This is a genomic window from Paraburkholderia sp. WC7.3g, assembly GCF_050436345.1.
In the GTDB taxonomy this organism is placed as follows: Bacteria; Pseudomonadota; Gammaproteobacteria; order Burkholderiales; family Burkholderiaceae; genus Paraburkholderia; species Paraburkholderia podalyriae.
In genome coordinates this window covers 1,384,641-1,401,768 of the sequence record NZ_JBNDMA010000001.1, presented here as the reverse complement: position 1 = coordinate 1,401,768, position 17,128 = coordinate 1,384,641, and the positions used below count along the sequence as shown (strand labels likewise).

Sequence of the window (17,128 nt, the reverse complement as noted above, 5' to 3'; positions counted from 1 at the left end):
GCGGCTCCGGCATCCCAGGGAAAACACCGAAGCGGATGCGCGTTGGCGTGGCGCGTGGCTAGATGAAGCACGGCCCGAGCTTGCGCACCTCGACCGTGCACCAGGCCGCCGCCGGGCAGGACTGCGCGATCGCCACAGCCTCTTCGCGGCTGTCGCAGTTCAACAGAAAGAACCCGCCGATCATCTCCTTCGCTTCGGCGAACGGCCCGTCGACGAGCTTCGACTGGCCATTGCGGACCTGCACGCGGATGGCGTCCTTCTGCGACGTCAGCGACTCGACCGCGACCAGCTTGCCGCGCGTCTTCAGGTCCTCGGCGAAACGCACCATCTGGTCGTAGAGATCGCGGCCCGCGGCTTCGCCGCGCTCCTCGCGTTGGTCCGTGGGTTCGACGATCAGCAGCATGTAGGACATGGTGTCTCCGATTGGGCTCGGTGGTGTACGCGAGTCGGTATGGCAACGACGACCGCCACGTGTGGCCTCGGCGGCAGGCAGGCGGCAAGCAGGCGCAGCCAGTCTAGCAAGCGGCAATCGCAGCGGCAAACGCGCCCGGGCGCCCCGCTACGGACACTCGTAACAAGCCGCGCCACGCGAATCAACCGGCCGCCCGCGATACGTCGATGCCGCTTTCCAGTATTCTCCGGAATCCCTTCACATCCGCGCTGAAACAGCCGTCGCAGCCGGTCCGCGAAGGTGCCATTCAAATAATCCGAGCAACGGGGAAATTCATGCATCGATCGATCGTGCGCACCGGCATCGCAGCCGCCGTCGCCTGCGTCTTTTTACAACTCGGCGGGTGCGGCAACGGCGGCGATTCCGGCACGGGCTCGTCGGGCACGGCGCCGGCGACCACGACGTCGGTGAGCGGCACCGTCGCGGCCGGCAGCGCACTGGTCGGCGCGAACGTCACGCTGATCGACGCGACCGGCGCGCAAGCCACCGCGACAACCAATGCGCAGGGCGCGTACAGCATCCCGGTGAAGGGCATGACCTTGCCGTTCTTCATCATCGCGACCGACGCCGGCGGCCTTTCCGCACCGCTGTCGTCCGTGGTCGCGAGGCTGCCCACCGGCACCGCGGCGGCCGTCGCCAACGTGACCACGCTCACCACCGCGCTCGCCGCGATGCTGACCGCTTCTGGCAATCCGATCGAGCTGACTTCGAACAGCACGCTCGCGAAGCTCACGCTGCAATCGGTCCAGCTCGCGACGATCACGCTCGACACGATCCTCACGAACCTGCTCAAGCAGAATGGGCTCCAGACGGCCGGCTTCGATCCGATCGGCACCGCGTTCACGCCGAATCACACGGGCGCCGATGCGGTGATCGACTCGGTGTCGCTCGTCACGGGAGCCAACGGCGGTCGCGCGCTGGTGTCGAACGCGGCGCCGACCACGACCATCGTGCTGAACAACAAGACCGCGCAGGGCGTCGTGCTCGCCGCGCCGCCGGTCGCCGCGAACTATCTGGAGCCGCTCGCGCCGCTGCTGAGCGCCTGCGCGGCGAACGGCGCACTGAACAACACGTCGTGCTCGCCCGCGATCGACACCGCATTCAAGGAAAGCGGCTCGACCGATCTCGCGACCGCGCACGGCCTGACCGACTCAGCGATGACCGGCGCGGTGTTCGGTTCGCCGAAAACCCTCGCGTTTTTCACGCGCAACGGCAAGCAGCTCGCGCTCGTGCAACTGCCGCTCACGCTCGCGAACGGCACGCCCGCTGTGCTGTATAGCATCGCGCAGCCGCTCGCGACGCCGGTCACGCTCACCAACGGCATGCAGCTCGGCTGGAATCTGATCGGCGATCAGTCGTCGTTCGCGGTGGCGATCATGTCGCACATTCAGCGCCGCACCTACCTCGATACGCGACTGAGCGACGTGAACCGTTACGAGTCCGGGCTCGACATCAAGATCCCGACCGCGTCGAACCCGAACGTGTATTCGGCGTCGGTGACGGGGCCGGGTCTTGCCGCACCCGTGTGGCTGATGCCGCGCAGCGCATCGGGCAGCAGCTCGCTCGGTCTGGCCGATAGCGCATTGAGCGCGCCGCCGGTGACGCCCGCGACGACGGGCAGCAATACTTCGCAGTACCGCTGGTCCTGGCAGTCGCGGTCGTCGACGGCGAGCTTCACGCCGCCGGCCTCGACGGGCTTTTATGCGGCGCAATCGCTCGATGCGGGCAGCGTGCCGCTCTATTCGACCTATACGGTCACGTTTTACGACATCAACGGCGCGCAGCTCGGCCAGTCGTCGGTCATCAATCCCGGCAGTCCGCTCAATGCGGCGGCGGGCAGTTCGATCCCGTGGGCGACGCTGCTGATGAACGACGCGACCGCGCAGTTCCTGACGCCGGGCACCGCGCTCGCCGATGTGCAGTACGCGCTAAGCGTCACCTGGTCGGGTCTCATGAACGACGGCCTGAATCTGGCATATCCGGTCTCGTCGACGGGGATCGCGGCCGCCGCGCAGACGTCGGCGGGGGTCGAGCAAGTGAACGGGTTCGCGCTCGGTCCCGCCAACAACACGACCGGTGGGCAATATCAGGCGACGGTGCGGGCGGGCGTCAATTCGGCCGGCGTGCAAACCTGCACGAACTGCCCGTTCCCCGCGTTGACGGCGGGAGGCTCGCGGCTCATTCAGTTGAGCGGCGCAAGGGACGGGACCGAGTCCCTGGATATCACGCAGTACAACGATTAGCGTTTGCCGCGCGCGGTTTCGAGTCGGCGTCGCTAGATGCGAAAAGCGCCCCGTGGGGCGTTTTTTTGTTCTGTCCGCATATCGGCTCGGAGCCGCCAGAAAGAGAAAGCCCGCTTCGTTCCGACGAAAAAAAGCCCTGTTCCGCGAGGAACAGGGCTGACAGGATGGAACAATCGAGCAAGCGCGTGGATGCCTGCCGACCTATAACCACCTAACCTGCAAAGCTATTGCTTACGTGTACTGCACCGGCAATTTCTACCACTCGACAGCAACCTTCAGGCTGCCGATTCAAACCACCACTTCAATTGCGACTGCTTGTGGGCCGGTCCTCGTTATTTCGTGCATCTGGCCGCTACCCCTTTACTTCGCGCTCGTTGCTCGATGCATTGCGCGCTTTACTGCGTCTATTGCGAACTGCGAACTGCATATCAACGGTACGGTTCAAACACGACACGAGGGGAATCGCATCGATGGAGTTCGGTGATTTGTCGCTCCATGGAAAACAGTGTAGGCCCGCACGCGCCAATGCAATTGCGCGAAGCGAGGGGCTTTGGCGGGTTAATTTGGCGAATCGATGTAACAGCGGGATTTCGACAGATATAGCTTGGCGCGACGACCCGCGCCGCACCACGCAAGTCAACCGCGCGTGGAGAAATCGTCGATTGTCAGCAACACCTTCTCACCGGGACGCGCGAGCATTTTTCGTTCGGCAATCGCGGTAATACGTTTGCGCCCATCCGCGAACGTCTTCAGAATGCGCGCCTCACCCGCGCCGCGTTGCAGCCAGAAGTGCTCTTCGAGCGCCTCGCGCGTGACCGCGCATTCAAGGTCTCGTCCCTGCGACGAAAGCTGGAAAATCACCGCGCGTCCATCTGCCGAGACGCTGGGTACCGCCTCGATCATCGTCATAGCCCACCTCGCAACGTTGATTACCCTGTTCCGGCAGGCGATGGCTTGACGACCGCGCCCTCGAAACGCGAAGCAAGCTCTAGCAAAACACATGCCATACAACGCGGAATGTGACGCCTCGCCAATCAACCGACCCGACCGTTCCTACTGCCTCGCAAAGTGGGAAGACTGCAGCATAGCCGCGTGGTAAAAAAGCGCAGCCGGCGCGACAATCGACGACAATTCTTACTCGCGCTTCGCATCATCGAGGTGCGCCCGATCGCGCGCCACAACCTTGCCGACATGTCCGCCCAACTGCCTGCCCAACGATCCGGGTTGACCTTGCGTCCCGCGCAACCCGACGACGAAGCCTTCCTGCTCGAACTGCGCAAGACGACGATGACCGAACACCTGGCGCGCGCCGGCGAGCCGACCGACGACGCCGCCCATCGCGCGCGCCTGCTGCATCGCTACGACGCAGCGCAGGTGATCTGCATCGATGACGCGCCCGCGGGTCTGCTGAAGGCGCACCGCAACGAAGACGAATGGTTCGTCGTGCAAGTGCAGATCGCGCCGGCGCTCCAGGGACGCGGCATCGGCGAGCAGGCGCTGCGCACGATCCTGCGCGCGGCCGCTGCCGACGCACTGCCGGTCAGCTTGCAGGTGCTCAAGGGCAATCCCGCCAAGCGGCTGTACGATCGTCTCGGCTTCCAGATCGTTGGCGAGGATCGGACACAGTTTCACATGCGCCTCGCAGCGCGCGCGTTGGCGGAAAGCGAAGCAGAACGAATGTCGGATAAAGACTGATACGGGAACGAGCCTGGCGATGAACTCTGATATGACCTTTCGCGACGCTTCAGCGATAGAAAGCTGGCACGCGCACATCTATTTCGACGCGGCGAGCCGCGACGCCGCCTGGGCGTTTCGCGAGCAGATCGACGCGCATTGGGGCGACAAGCTTCAGATCGGGCGCTTCCACGAACGGCCGGTCGGCCCGCACCCGATGTGGTCGTATCAGCTCGCGTTCGCGCACGCGCAGTTCGCCGAGGTGGTCGGGTGGCTCACGCTCAATCACGGCGCGCTCGATGTCTTTCTGCATCCGAATACCGGCGACGCGCTGCGCGATCATCGCGACGCCGCCGTATGGATCGGACACTCGCACGAGCTCGTGCTGAAGGCACTGCTCTAGCAGCGATGCGAACGATGCGGCGACGTACTCACATGTTCGCGTACGCGCTGCACCAGCCGCGCGACGCGACCTGTTTGGCACCGAACAGCGTGCAACCGCCGTACGCATCCGACGCCTTGCCCTGAAATAGCGAGCAGTTCGCACACGTTTGCCCGGCCGCGAAGTTCGGGAACCTGGCCTTGTCGACCTTCGACGCATCTTCGGTATAGCCGACCGCCTGTGCCTGCGGATCGCTCTCGCTCAGCGCGTTGGGAACGCTCGCGGCAAACGCGACGCGAGACAGCGCGAGCGACGAGCCGACGCCCGCGCTCAACAACAGGAAATGGCGGCGCGATGTTTTCATTGTGATTTGTCTCTGGGTGGGGACTGAAGGCTGCGTTCAATCGACAAAGCGCGTGAAGCGCTCGACCGGTTCGCGCTCGGGGCGCAGCGTATTGACCGGCGCGCTCGGGTCGGCGAAGCCGAGCGACATGCCACACACGAACTGCTCGTTCTCGGGCAAGCCGAGATGTTGGGCAATCAGTCGATGAAACTGCATGAACGCGGCCTGTGGACAGGTGTCGAGGCCGCGTCCGCACGCGGCCGTCATGATCGCCTGTAGGAACATGCCGTAATCGAGCCAGCTGCCGCGCTCGAGGCTGCGATCGATCGTGAACAGCAGGCCGACGGGTGCGTCGAAGAAACGGAAGTTGCGCGAGTGCTGTTCGTGCATGCGCGCCTTGTCGCCCTTGTCGATGCCGAGCAGGCCATACATGTCCCAGCCGATCTTGCGGCGTCGGTCGATAAACGGCGACTGCCATTGGCGCGGATAGTACGCGTACTCTTCCTGGTACAGCTCGTCGCGCTGCGGATCGTCGTAGGCTGTGAGCAGATCGCGGGACAGACGCGCGAGCGATTCGCCCGTCAGTACGTACACCTGCCACGGCTGCGTGTTGGTGCCCGACGGCGCGTGACTGGCGGCTTCGAGAATGGCTTCGATGTCGGCGCGCTGCACCGGTGTCGGCAGAAAGGCGCGCACCGAGCGCCGCGTGGTTAGCGCGGTGTCGACGGGATTCGCGGGAGAGGTCATCGGCGGATGGCGGCAGAGCCAGCGAAGTGGGTCTGCGATGATTCTAGCGCGTACCGGTTACAGGCTCCCCGCGAGCGCACCGGATTCGCCCGAAGCGTTGCGCTGCGCCCCTTACATCGTCCCCAACACGACCGCCGCCGCGATCGACCCCACCACGAGCAGGAGCCCCACCGTCTTGCGCCTGTTCAACTCGGTCCACAACAGCACGCCCGTCAGCGACAGCAGAATCAGACTGCCCGCGAGGGTGTCGATCAGCAGCACCCAACCGACGCTTAGGCCCACACCCTTGTGCATGTTCGTCAGCATTGCAAGCAAGGTATTCGCGCTGCGCTTGACCGTCACAGTGTTATTGCCGACCCAGTATTCGACCGACGTGTTTTGCTTCGGCGACGCGAAGTTCAGCTGCCAGTGCTCGGGCTGCACGACGCTGCGATCGCCCCACGCCACCGGATGCTCGGGTTCCTTCTGCATGCGCCCCGGACTGCCCCCGATCTTCAGCTCCTGCTCGAGCCACTTCGCGAGTTCGCGTGGCGTTTGCGGCGCCGGTTGCGGCAGCGGCACCTGCATCACCGACACCTGTGGCTCGCCGGTCGAGACGCGCAGCGGGCCGCCGCGATGGTTCAGAAAGAACCCCGTCGTGCCGAACAGCAGACCGAGCGCCGCGCCCCACAGTCCGACCCAGCCATGCACGTTGCGCAGCCACTTGATGACGCTCGCGCGACGCGAGCGCTGCCGGCGCGATTTCCGCTCATCGCCATCGAGCCGCCGTGCCTCCTGCGCGTCATGTTCGCCGGCTGCGGGCGGTTGAATGTCGAGGGTGTCCAAGACGCTCACGTTTCACTCCAGGTACGCAACAGATTGTGATAACAACCGACGAGACTGCGCCGCGCAGTCTCATCGGCATCAGTGGCATTGAGCCGTTGAATCGCGGTGTCCATGTCGAACAGCAGCGCGCGATGCGTGTCGCTGCGCACGAGGCTCTGCACCCAGAAGAAGCTCGCCACCCTCGCGCCGCGCGTGACCGGCGTCACCTGGTGCAGACTCGTCGCCGGATAAACGATCATGTCGCCGGCCGGCAGCTTGACCTGCTGCACGCCGTAGGTGTCCTCGATCACGAGTTCGCCGCCGTCGTATTCGTCGGGCGCGCTGACAAACAGCGTCACCGACACGTCGGTGCGCAGCTTCACGCCGTTCGGCAGCACGCGCACCGCGCCGTCGACGTGGCTGCCGAACTGCATGCCGCCCTCGTAACGATTGAACAGCGGCGGATAGACCTGATTGGGCAGCACCGCGCTGATGAACAGTGGATTGCGCTCGATCGCCGCGAGAATCACATCGCCGAGTTCGCGCGCGAGCGTCGAGTGCTCGGCGATCTGCTGATTGCGCTTGACGGGTGCACCCTGATAGCCGGCGGTCGCGCGGCCATCGACCCACGCATCGCCGGCCCGATCGAGCCGCTCGCGCATGAAGCGCAATTGCCCGGCGTCCAGTACCTTCGGAATGTGCAGCAGCATGATGTGTCCTTTGCGTCGGCTTGCCGTTCGCAACAGCGGCAAGCCGGACGCATGCGCCCAGTGCGCATCAAAAACGCGTATCAAAAGCGGTAGTTGAACGTCGCGAGCAGCGTGCGGCCGATACCCGGCACCGAACGTCCGCCGTCCGACGGAATCAACGCGTCGTAGTAGTACTTGTTGGTCAGGTTCAGCAGGTTCAGGCGCACGTCGTACTTCTTCGCGTGATAGGCCGCGGTCGCATCCCAACGCGTGTAGCCCGGCACCTTCACGTAGTTCGTGTTCGACGCATAACGCGGCGACATATAGATCGGACCGCCGCCGATTTCCCAGTGCGGCGTGATCGCATACGTGGTCCAGAAGGTCAGCGTGTTGCGCGGCGTGTTGGCCGGCGTGTGACCTTGCGTGCCGTCGGCCGCTTTCAGGATCGTCGCGTTCATGTACGTATAGCCGCCGAAAATCTGCCACTTGTCGGTGATGTGCCCCGTCACGCTCGCCTGGAAGCCGTCGACGCGAATGTTGCCGGCCAGCTGGTACTCAGTCGGTGACACCTGCGTGCGCGCGTTGTCCTTTTCCTCGCGGAAGATCGCCGAGTTCACCGACATGTTGCCGCCGAACAGATCCCACTTGCCGCCGACTTCATACGACTTCGTGGATTCCGGCGCGAGGTTCTGCGTGAGGTTCGTGACCGTCAGGTTTTCGAGTGACGGGTTGAACGACGTGCCGTACGACACGTAGTACGACTGCCAGTCGGTCGGCTGATAGATGACGCCGGCGCGCACGCTCGTGAAATAGTTGGTCTGGCTCGCGTAAGCCGGCGCGCTAATCGTATTGCGGATTCCCGCCGAGAAGCGATCCCAGCGCACACCGCCGATCAACTTCCAGTGCGGCGTCAGCGTAATCGTGTCGTTCAGGTAAGCGGCGATTTCGTTCGCGCTCGAATCGGCGTAGTTGCCGAGCGTCGTCGTCACGTTCGACGGCGTGCCCATGATCGGCGGATCGAGCATCGGCACGATCGGCAGGTTGTTGCGCGTGTACGCCTGGTTCGTATAGCTGTCGTGACCCACTTCGACACCGGCGATCAGGTCGTGCCTGATCGGTCCGGTGTTGAATTTGTATTCGAGCATCGTGTCGTTGTAGATCGCGTGATTCTGGATCACGCGGTCGTGACTTTGCAGCTTGATGAACAGCTGCGACGGCGACAGCGTCGTGAAGTTGCCGTTGGTCAACGCCGTGCTGGACGACAACGGCCCGGTCAGCACCGCTTGCGGCGCGGTTTCGCGCGCGTCGGTGGTCGAGTGCGAGATCTGCGTCTGGTTCGTCAGCGTCAGGGCGTCGGAGAACTTGTGCTTGATCGCCGCGGTGAAGATCTGCACGTCCTGGATCGTGCGGTCGCTGGTCAAACCATAGAACGTGTTCTTCGGCACGGGCGCCGGACGGCCGTTCAGCGCCTGGATGCCGTAGTCGGGCATGTCGTGGTTGTGCTGGATCAGCGCGGACAGCGTAATCTCGGTCGGCGTGCCGATGCCCAGGCGCAGTTCCGGCGCGACGCCGAAGTCCTTGTTCTTCATCACGTCGCGCGTCGAGCCGAGGCTCTGGCCGAATGCGTTCAGGCGGATCGCCGAGGTGTCGGTCAGCTTGTGGTTCACGTCGACGGTGGAGCGGTAGCGGTCGTCGGTGCCGATCATGCCCGAGACTTCCGCCGAGTCGGTCAGGTTCGCCTTTTTGCTGACCTGGCTGATCACGCCGCCGGTCGAGCCGCGGCCGAACAGCATCGACGATGGACCGTACAGCACTTCGAGCGATTCGAGGTCGAACGTGTCGCGGTAGTACTGGTTGCGGTCGCGAAAGCCGTCCAGATAAATGTCGTTCTGCGCGGTGAAACCGCGCAGGTTGATGTTGTTGCCGATCTGGCCGCCTTCGGCCGCGCCGATCGTCACGCCAGGCGCGTTGCGCAGTGCGTCCGTAAACGACGTCGCGCCCTGCGAGGCGAGCAGGTCGCGATTGATCACGGTGACGGTCTGCGGAATGTCGCGCAGCGCGGTCGGCGTCTTCGCGCCGACGCTCGCGCGATCGGCCTGGAAGTCCTGCCGAACGGCCTGAGCTTGCACGCCGATGGTCGGCAGCGTCGGCGCGTCGGCCGCGTTGCTTTGTGCGTTGTTCTCTGCGTTCGCCGGCGCGCTGGAGGCGGCCGGTTGCGACGCGCTTTGCGGCGCGCTTTGCGCGAGCGCTGGGGTCACAAAAGGAATGGCAAAAGCGAGCGCTAGCGCTGTCGCGAGCGGCGTGTGATTGAGCATGGAAATCCCGTCAGAAATGCGACTGTCAAATTCGCATCACCGACGTCGAATTCATGACAAAGCCGCAAATGGCTGGCTGCCGCTCTCCGTTGCGTGAGATGGAGATGACGGGATGGCTGGCTATGTTTAAATGAGAATCGCTATCATTTCACAACTGTGGGAAGTCAGCAATCATGGCGTGCGTCAGGCACACCGAATCGCGACTCGGTTTATCCTTTTTACAACACTGCGGTTTCATCAATTCGGCAGCGCTTTCCTTCCCCTCTGGAGTCGACCTTATGCAATATCGCCAATTCGGCCGCACCGGCCTGACCGTTTCGCGCCTGTGCCTGGGCACCATGACCTTCGGGCTGCAAACCGACGAAGCCGTATCGCATCGCATTCTCGACACCGCCGCGGACGCCGGCGTCAATTTCATCGATACCGCGAACGTCTACCCGCTCGGCGGCGGCGAAAATCTGGCCGGACACACCGAGGAAATCGTTGGACGCTGGCTGAAGGGCAAGCGCGAGCGCTTCATTGTCGCGACCAAGGCAGTTGGCAAAATGGGACCCGCCGCGTGGGACCAGGGCGCGTCGCGCAAACACCTGCTCGATGCGATCGAAGCGTCCTTGCAGCGCCTCAGCACCGATTACGTCGACCTGTACCAGCTCCATTCCGACGACCCGAAAACTCCGCTCGACGAGACGCTCGAAGCACTCGATGCGATCGTGCGCTCGGGCAAGGCGCGCTATATCGGCGTGTCGAACTTTCTCGCGTATCGGCTCGCGCGCGCACTGGGACGCGCGGACGTGCTGCGCGTCGCGCGCTTCGTGTCGGTTCAGCCGCGCTACAACTTGCTGTTTCGTCAGATCGAGCGTGAGCTGCTGCCGTTGGCCGCCGAGGAGCAACTAGCCGTGATGCCGTATAACCCGCTCGCGGGCGGACTGCTGACCGGCAAGCATCGGCTCGACGCGACGCCCGCCGAAGGGCGCTTCACCGAAAGCGTCGGCAAGGCTGGCGCGATGTACCAGCAGCGCTATTGGCACGAGCGCGAGTTCGATACGATCGAGAAGCTGAAGGCGATCGCTGCGCCGACCGGCGAGTCGCTGGCGAAGGTGTCGATTGCGTGGGTGCTCGCGAATCCGCTGATCACGTCGGCGATCATTGGCGCGAGCCGCGCCGAACAGTTGAGCGATACGCTAGCGGCGGCCGACTTCACGCTCGATGACGCGATCAAAACGCAACTCGATGAAGCGAGCATGCAGTACCGCTGGGGGGATGCGGCGCGCTAGGCGCGCGCCGGCAGATCGAGCGCGGCCCGGGGTTCGGCCGCGCGTCTTCACCGTCCGTAGCGCAGCACGGTGCTCGTCGCGGCGAGCACGTGGTCCTTGATCGCGGCGAGGAACGCGTCGCGCGTCAAGCCGGCCGGCAGCGCGTCGGGCGGCAGGTCGAGCGCATAGACCTGCGCGACGTAGTGATGCGGCACCTCGCCAACTGGCGGACACGGGCCGTAATAGCCGGGGCCACCGGTGCGATTCGTGCCGGCGACGCTGCCCGGCGGCGCGGCTTCGCCGTCGGCAAGTCCGGTCGCGCCCGGCGCGATGCCGTACACGATCCAGTGCACGATGCCGAGGCCTTTCGCGCCGTCGGGATCGAAGATCGTCACCGCGAAACTCTTCGTGCCGGCCGGCGCGTTATGCCATTGCAGGGCCGGCGACACGTTGGCGCCGCCGCAGTTGTTCGCACTCGCCGCGTGACGCGCGTCGAGCGTGCCGCCGTCGGTTAGTCCCGGCGACGATACCGCGAAGGCCTGGGCCGCATACGCATGCGCACTCGCGTAAGCGAACAGCGCGCACGCGCCGACGGAGAGCAAACGTCGGACGAGGGTCAGGTGGTTGCTGGTCATTGGGAGTCTCCGGGTTTGGAAGATAGCCGAGGGCATCGAAAGGAGCGTGACAGCGGTCGCAAGCGCATCGAGCGCCGACCATGCATCCGCCCCGCCCCATCACTTCGGCTCGAACCGCCCCGTCTTCTGCGTCGCCTCTGGATACTGCCGCGTTTCGCGCACCGACAGCGGATGCCACAACCTGGCGCCGCCCTCGATCCCCGCATCGTTCGATACGGTCGCCACGTTCGCCGGCAGCGCGAACTTGATGCGCGCCGCGTTGCCGCCGCCGATCCACAACTTGTCGTAATTGACCAGCGAATCGAGAATGCCGATCACCTTCTCGACACGCCGGTTCCAACGCTTGTTGCCGATCTGCTCGCGCGCGGCCTCGCCGATGTATTCGTCATACGCGACGCCCTTCTTGCTGACCGGATGATGCGCGAGCTCCAGATGCGGCATCAGCTCGCCATCGCGAAACATCGCGGTGCCCGCGCCGGTGCCGAGCGTCAGCACGAATTCGAGGCCGTGACCTTCGATCGCCGCGAAACCTTGCATCTCGGCGTCGTTGATCATCCGCACCGGCAGACCGCCCAGGCGTTGCGCGAGCGAATCCGCGAGCGCAATGTCGTGCCAGCCCTCGATACCGAAGTGCGGCGCGGTCAAAATGCGGTTGTTGCGCACGACACCCGGAAAACCGATCGAGATGCAGACAGGCTTCACCTGTTCGATCAGCGGCGCCGCCAGTTGCGCGAGCGCGTCCACCAGCTGATCCGGCGTGCACGGATGCGGCGTCGCAACGCGCGCGCGCCCGGTTTTCATCTGCCCATCGGCGTCGATGATCGCGGCCTTCAGGCCGGTGCCGCCGACATCGATCGCGAGGATGTGCTCGCTGCCGCTTTTCGGCGCGTTCTGCTTCACTGCGTTCTGCTTCGCTGCGTTCTTCTTGCGTGTCGCCACGATGTCCCCCGATTGTGTTGAGGCGGTTGTGATGCGTGTCTGCGTGTTGGTTCAAAGGTGTTGTTCAAACGCGCGCTACGGCTTGCCGCCGGGCGTATTCTGCCGCAATGGCCGCCACGCTTGGCCGTCCCGCGCGAGCAGCGCGTCGGCTTCGGCCGGGCCGTCGCTGCCGGCCGCATAGCCTCGCACGGCAATCGCGCCGCCAGTCCTGGGATGCAGCACGTCGTCGACCGCGCACCAGCTCGTCTCGATGCTGTCGGCGCGCTGGAATAACGTCGCGTCGCCGAGCATGCAGTCGTACAGCAGCGTCTCGTAGCCGACGTTGGCGCTCCCGGCGAAAAAGTCGTCGTAGTTGAACGACGACTGCACCGCACCGATCTGCATCACCGGCCCTGGCGCCTTCACGTTGAAATCGAAGCTCGAGCCGTGCGTGGGATCGATGCGCAACGTCAGCACGTTCGGCGTCAATGCATCGACCGGCGTATCGCGGAACAGGCGGAACGGCACCGGCTTCAGCTGCACCGAAATCTCGGTGCGGCGTACCGCGAGCCGCTTGCCGGTACGCAGATAGAACGGCACGCCGGCCCAGCGCCAGTTCTCGACGAACACGCGCGCCGCCGCGTAGGTTTCCTTCGTGCTGTCGGGCGCGACGTCGGGCTCCTCGCGGTAACCCACACCGGCCGGCCCTTTTTCGTACTGGCCGAATACGACGTCGTCGGGCGTCAGCGGCTGGATCGCGTCGAACAGCTCGGCCTTCTTGTCGCGCACGGCTTCGGCGTCGAACGAATTCGGCGGCTCCATCGCCACGATGCCGAGCAGTTGGAACAGATGGTTCGGCACCATGTCGCGAAACGCGCCGGTCTGCTCGTAGAACCTGCCGCGCCCTTCGACGCCGATCGTTTCCGCCGCCGTGATCTGCACGCAGTCGATGTACTCGCGCCGCCAGACCGGCTCGAACATCGCATTCGCGAAGCGCACCGCGAGAATGCTCTGCACGGTGTCCTTGCCGAGAAAATGATCGATGCGGTACACCTGCGATTCTTGCGCATACGACAGGATGTGCGCGTTCAGATCGCGCGCCGATCCGAGATCGGTGCCGAACGGTTTCTCGATCACGAGACGCCGGAAGCCGCCGTTCGCGCCGTCGCCTTCCTTCAGCAGGCCGGCTTTGCCGAGCCGGTCGGTGATCGGTTCGAAAAAACGTGCGCCTACCGCGAGGTAGAAGATCGCGTTGCCGCCTTTCGACTGATCGAGCTTTTGCTTCAGCTTCGCGAACGTGTCGTCGGATTCGAATTCGCCCGCCATGTATTCGAGGCGCTGCGCGACCCAGTTCCACGCGTTGTCGTCGAGCTTGCCGGCGTGGAAGGTGCTGGCCTTGTCGGCGGCGAACTGCTGCAGCGACGTATGCAGGTCGTCGCACCATTCGCGCGTTTCCCGCTCGCCGTGATTGACGCCGATGATCTTCATGCTGTCGTCGAGCAGGCCATCGACCGCGAGGTTGTAGAGCGCCGGCATCAACAGACGTTTGGTCAGATCGCCGCCCGCGCCGAAGATCACGAGCGTGCACGGCGGCGCGGGCTTCTTGCCGGCCGGCGACGATAGCGCGTCGTCGTGTCGGTTCGCGCTGAGCTTGCAGCTGATCGCGGGCGTTGCGTTGCGTTGATCGGAAGAGGCGGAAGGGTTCGGTGTAGTTGACATGGGATTCACTTGGACCTTGGGAAGCCGATAGAACGAACTTGGCGAACGTGGCGATACGTGAAAGACCACCGGTGCGGCCGCACAGTTCAATCGCGTTCGCGCGCGAGCGCGCTCGGCGCGCTTACTTCGTCGTCGTGGCTGCGAGCGACGGCTCCAGTTCTTCCGTTGACGCCGGCGCTACCGCGGCTGACGATGCAGCAGCGGCAGCCGCCTCCGCCGGAATCGGCACGTTGCCCGACGCGGCCATCGCGCGCGGCTGCAACAACAACGCGACGAGCCCACTCCAGCCGGTCTGATGCGAAGCTCCGACGCCGCGCCCGTTGTCGCCATGAAAATACTCGTGGAACAGGATCAGATCCTGCGAACGCGGGTCCGCCTGCAGTAGCGGATACGCGCCCATCACCGGCCGCTCGCCGTTCCTGTCCTTCAGAAACAGCGTGGTCGCGCGGCGCGCGAGTTCGTCGGCGATTTCGCTTAACGAGAACTTCTGGCCCGAACCGGTCGGATACTCGACACGAAAATCGTCGCCGTAATAGCGATGAAACTCATACAGCGATTCGATCAGCAGATAGTTGACCGGCATCCACACCGGCCCGCGCCAGTTCGAATTGCCGCCGAACACGCGGGTATCGGATTCGGCCGGCAGATACTTCACGCAGAAGCTGTTGCCGTTGTGCTGGAACACGAAAGGATGATCGCGATGGAACCGCGACAACGCCCGCACGCCATGATCCGAAAGAAATTCGCTCTCGTCGAGCGTGCGCCGTAACAACGCCTTCATCCGATGCCCGCGCAGCAGCGACAGTAGCAGCGCGTTGCCCTTGCCGGGCTCGTTCCAGCGCGACACGAGCTTCGCGAGATCGGGCCGATGTTCGAGAAACCAGACGAGGCGCTCGCGCAAGCACGGCAAGCCGCCGTGCAGACGCTCTTCGAGCACGTGCACGGCGAACAGCGGTATCAGTCCGACGATCGAGCGAACGCGCATCGGCATGCTGCTGCCGTCTGGCAGGCGCAGCTTGTCGTAGAAGAATTCGTCCGCGCTGTCCCACAGGCCCGTATCGCAACCGTCGTCGCAACTGACTGCTTCCGCGATGTACAGGAAGTGCTCGAAGAACTTCACACCGATATCGACGAACACATGGTTCGCGTAGGCGAGTTCGAGCGCGATACGCATCAGGTCGAGTGCATACGCGGCCATCCATGCAGTGCCGTCGGCCTGGTCGATGTGGCCGCCGGTCGGCAGCGGCGACGAGCGGTCGAAGATGCCGATGTTGTCGAGCCCGAGAAAACCGCCCTGAAAAATATTGCGGCCGTCTGCGTCCTTGCGGTTCACCCACCACGAGAAATTCAGCAGCAGCTTGTGAAATACGAGTTCGAGAAAATCGCGGTCCGCCTTGCCGGTCAGCGCGCGATCGATCTCGTACACGCGCCACGCGGCCCATGCATGCACGGGCGGGTTCGCGTCGCTCAACGCCCATTCGTAAGCGGGTAACTGGCCGTTCGGGTGCTGATAGCGGTCCTTCACGAGCAGCAGCAACTGCTTCTTGGCGAACGCCGGATCGATCAGCGCGAACGCGGCCGCATGAAAAGCGAGGTCCCACGACGCGTACCACGGGTACTCCCACTTGTCCGGCATCGATACGATGTCCGCGTTGCACAATTGCCGCCAGTCCCTGTTGCGGCCCTGCTTGCGCGCGGCGGGCGGGCTCGGCTGCAGCGGGTCGCCGTCGAGCCAGCGCTGCACGTCGTACTGGTAGTACTGCTTCGACCACAGCATGCCGGCGAGCGCCTGACGTTGCACGAGGCGCGCATCCGGGTCGGTGATCTCGTGCTGCAACGCGCCGTAGAATTCGTCAGCCTCGGCGAGGCGGCGCGCGATCAACGGGTCGGCATCGAATGGCGCTTCATCGGTCGCCGATTGCGGGTGCCAGCGCAGATACACGACCGCGCGTCCATGCGGCCCGAGTTCGAGCGCAGCATGCGCGGCGGCCCTGGTGCCCGCGTCGTGACGGATCGCGTTCGCGTCGGCGTGCACGAGGTAATCGTTGAAGCCGTCCTTGAAAGGACCCGCGCCGTCCATGCCAAACAGCCGCTTCACGTTCGTGTCGTTCTCGCAGAACAGCCACGCGAGTTGCGGCGCGTCCTTCGACCACGCGGTCACGACGATCGGCTCGTGCACATGGTGATGGCCAAGCAAACGCACCGCGCCGTTATGATCGGTACCGGCGACAAGCTTCGGCTTGTCCTTGTTCTCCTTCCACGACCACGAGTTGCGCGCCCAGATCTGCGGCAGCACATCGAGCGACGCCGCCTCGTCCGCGCGATTTTCGATCGTCACGCGCATCACGATGTCGTCCGGCGTGTTCTTTGCGTATTCGACCTGCACGTCGAAATAGCGCAGATCGTCGAATACGCCGGTATCGAGTATTTCGTACTCCGGCATGTCGCCGCCGCGGCGCGCGTTTTCGTCGATCAGGTCCTGGTATGGATAGGCCGTATGCGGGTATTTATACAGCATGCGCATGTAGGAATGCGTGGGTGTGCCGTCCAGATAGAAGTAGAGCTCCTTCACGTCCTCGCCGTGATTGCCTTGCGAGTTCGTCAGGCCGAACAGGCGCTCCTTGATGATCGGATCCTTGCGATTCCACAGCGCGAGCGATACGCACCAGCTAAGCCGGTCATCGCCGAAACCGGCGATGCCGTCTTCGCCCCATCGGTAGGCGCGGCTGCGCGCATGGTCGTGCGGAAAGGAGTCCCAGGCGGTGCCGTTCGCGCTGTAGTCCTCGCGCACCGTGCCCCACTGGCGTTCGCTCAGATACGGCCCCCAGCGCTGCCAGTGGCCGCATTCGGCCGAATGCAGCCGGGAACCTTCGATCGTGGCAAACAGATTGGCAGCGCGCAGCGGTGGCATGGCAACGTCCTTACAGCAGGCCTGGCGGTGGGACCCACATCGTA

At 64.2% G+C, this 17,128-nt stretch carries 15 protein-coding genes; 4 read left to right on the top strand and 11 right to left on the bottom strand.

The features are described from left to right. Positions 1-58: 58 nt before the first annotated feature. The gene (locus OKW43_RS06505; RefSeq protein WP_429445977.1) at positions 59-412 is read right to left on the bottom strand and encodes a YciI family protein; all 354 of its coding nucleotides are present in this window, start codon (positions 410-412) and stop codon (positions 59-61) included. Positions 413-726: 314 nt separating this feature from the next. On the opposite strand from OKW43_RS06505, the gene OKW43_RS06500 reads away from it, so the two are divergent. Next, on the top strand, positions 727-2,694 hold the full coding sequence (locus OKW43_RS06500) for a hypothetical protein (protein WP_429445975.1): 1,968 nt from the start codon (positions 727-729) through the stop codon (positions 2,692-2,694). A 636-nt stretch (positions 2,695-3,330) separates the two neighbouring features. On the opposite strand, the gene OKW43_RS06495 is transcribed toward OKW43_RS06500, so the two are convergent. Continuing rightward, positions 3,331-3,603 (bottom strand): DUF1488 domain-containing protein, encoded by a 273-nt coding sequence (locus tag OKW43_RS06495; protein WP_429445973.1) that lies wholly within the window; start codon positions 3,601-3,603, stop codon positions 3,331-3,333. Positions 3,604-3,885: 282 nt separating this feature from the next. On the opposite strand from OKW43_RS06495, the gene OKW43_RS06490 reads away from it, so the two are divergent. Continuing rightward, entirely contained in the window at positions 3,886-4,389 is a 504-nt protein-coding gene (locus tag OKW43_RS06490; protein WP_429445971.1) for an N-acetyltransferase family protein, read from the top strand. A 31-nt stretch (positions 4,390-4,420) separates the two neighbouring features. After that, complete coding sequence (locus OKW43_RS06485; RefSeq protein ID WP_429447343.1) at positions 4,421-4,771, top strand: DOPA 4,5-dioxygenase family protein; 351 nt, start codon at positions 4,421-4,423, stop codon at positions 4,769-4,771. A gap of 28 nt (positions 4,772-4,799) precedes the next feature. Here OKW43_RS06485 and OKW43_RS06480 read toward each other — a convergent pair whose 3' ends face one another. From OKW43_RS06480 to OKW43_RS06460, 5 genes are all read right to left on the bottom strand, one after another. Then, positions 4,800-5,114: a high-potential iron-sulfur protein gene (locus OKW43_RS06480; protein WP_429445969.1), complete on the bottom strand. Its 315-nt coding sequence runs from the start codon at positions 5,112-5,114 to the stop codon at positions 4,800-4,802. Positions 5,115-5,150: 36 nt separating this feature from the next. Beyond that, a complete protein-coding gene (locus OKW43_RS06475; RefSeq protein ID WP_429445967.1) occupies positions 5,151-5,840 on the bottom strand; it encodes a nitroreductase in 690 nt (229 codons plus the stop codon). Positions 5,841-5,951: 111 nt separating this feature from the next. Then, positions 5,952-6,674, bottom strand: coding sequence for a PepSY-associated TM helix domain-containing protein (locus tag OKW43_RS06470; protein WP_429445965.1), 723 nt, complete (start codon positions 6,672-6,674; stop codon positions 5,952-5,954). Beyond that, on the bottom strand, positions 6,671-7,354 hold the full coding sequence (locus tag OKW43_RS06465; RefSeq protein WP_187635351.1) for a Fe2+-dependent dioxygenase: 684 nt from the start codon (positions 7,352-7,354) through the stop codon (positions 6,671-6,673). Before OKW43_RS06465 ends, OKW43_RS06470 begins: the two co-directional genes overlap by 4 nt. An 80-nt stretch (positions 7,355-7,434) precedes the next feature. Next, a complete protein-coding gene (locus OKW43_RS06460) occupies positions 7,435-9,648 on the bottom strand; it encodes a TonB-dependent receptor (RefSeq protein ID WP_429445963.1) in 2,214 nt (737 codons plus the stop codon). Positions 9,649-9,926: 278 nt separating this feature from the next. Here OKW43_RS06460 and OKW43_RS06455 point away from each other — a divergent pair, with 278 nt between their 5' ends. After that, complete coding sequence (locus tag OKW43_RS06455) at positions 9,927-10,922, top strand: aldo/keto reductase (protein ID WP_429445961.1); 996 nt, start codon at positions 9,927-9,929, stop codon at positions 10,920-10,922. A gap of 47 nt (positions 10,923-10,969) precedes the next feature. Here the strand turns inward: OKW43_RS06455 and OKW43_RS06450 are convergent, their stop codons facing one another. The 4 genes from OKW43_RS06450 to OKW43_RS06435 all read right to left on the bottom strand — a co-directional run bounded on the left by OKW43_RS06450 (position 10,970) and on the right by OKW43_RS06435 (position 17,084). Continuing rightward, on the bottom strand, positions 10,970-11,536 hold the full coding sequence (locus tag OKW43_RS06450) for a YbhB/YbcL family Raf kinase inhibitor-like protein (protein WP_429445959.1): 567 nt from the start codon (positions 11,534-11,536) through the stop codon (positions 10,970-10,972). Between the two features lie 99 nt (positions 11,537-11,635). Beyond that, the gene (locus tag OKW43_RS06445; protein WP_429447341.1) at positions 11,636-12,436 is read right to left on the bottom strand and encodes an ROK family protein; all 801 of its coding nucleotides are present in this window, start codon (positions 12,434-12,436) and stop codon (positions 11,636-11,638) included. Between the two features lie 114 nt (positions 12,437-12,550). Then, positions 12,551-14,173, bottom strand: coding sequence for a glucose-6-phosphate dehydrogenase (zwf, locus tag OKW43_RS06440; protein ID WP_429445957.1), 1,623 nt, complete (start codon positions 14,171-14,173; stop codon positions 12,551-12,553). Between the two features lie 121 nt (positions 14,174-14,294). Then, positions 14,295-17,084 carry an MGH1-like glycoside hydrolase domain-containing protein gene (locus OKW43_RS06435; RefSeq protein ID WP_429445954.1) on the bottom strand — a complete coding sequence of 930 codons (2,790 nt, stop codon included), beginning with the start codon at positions 17,082-17,084 and terminating at the stop codon, positions 14,295-14,297. Positions 17,085-17,128 lie beyond the last annotated feature (44 nt).

Coding starts and splice junctions, on each gene's coding strand:
- OKW43_RS06455 (WP_429445961.1), top strand. CDS start 9,927: ATGCAATATCGCCAATTCGGCCGCACCGGCCTGACCGTTTCGCGCCTG.
- OKW43_RS06450 (WP_429445959.1), bottom strand. CDS start 11,536: ATGACCAGCAACCACCTGACCCTCGTCCGACGTTTGCTCTCCGTCGGC.
- OKW43_RS06465 (WP_187635351.1), bottom strand. CDS start 7,354: ATGCTGCTGCACATTCCGAAGGTACTGGACGCCGGGCAATTGCGCTTC.
- OKW43_RS06475 (WP_429445967.1), bottom strand. CDS start 5,840: ATGACCTCTCCCGCGAATCCCGTCGACACCGCGCTAACCACGCGGCGC.
- OKW43_RS06490 (WP_429445971.1), top strand. CDS start 3,886: ATGTCCGCCCAACTGCCTGCCCAACGATCCGGGTTGACCTTGCGTCCC.
- OKW43_RS06480 (WP_429445969.1), bottom strand. CDS start 5,114: ATGAAAACATCGCGCCGCCATTTCCTGTTGTTGAGCGCGGGCGTCGGC.
- OKW43_RS06435 (WP_429445954.1), bottom strand. CDS start 17,084: ATGCCACCGCTGCGCGCTGCCAATCTGTTTGCCACGATCGAAGGTTCC.
- OKW43_RS06500 (WP_429445975.1), top strand. CDS start 727: ATGCATCGATCGATCGTGCGCACCGGCATCGCAGCCGCCGTCGCCTGC.
- OKW43_RS06460 (WP_429445963.1), bottom strand. CDS start 9,648: ATGCTCAATCACACGCCGCTCGCGACAGCGCTAGCGCTCGCTTTTGCC.
- OKW43_RS06485 (WP_429447343.1), top strand. CDS start 4,421: ATGACCTTTCGCGACGCTTCAGCGATAGAAAGCTGGCACGCGCACATC.
- zwf (WP_429445957.1), bottom strand. CDS start 14,173: ATGTCAACTACACCGAACCCTTCCGCCTCTTCCGATCAACGCAACGCA.
- OKW43_RS06505 (WP_429445977.1), bottom strand. CDS start 412: ATGTCCTACATGCTGCTGATCGTCGAACCCACGGACCAACGCGAGGAG.
- OKW43_RS06495 (WP_429445973.1), bottom strand. CDS start 3,603: ATGACGATGATCGAGGCGGTACCCAGCGTCTCGGCAGATGGACGCGCG.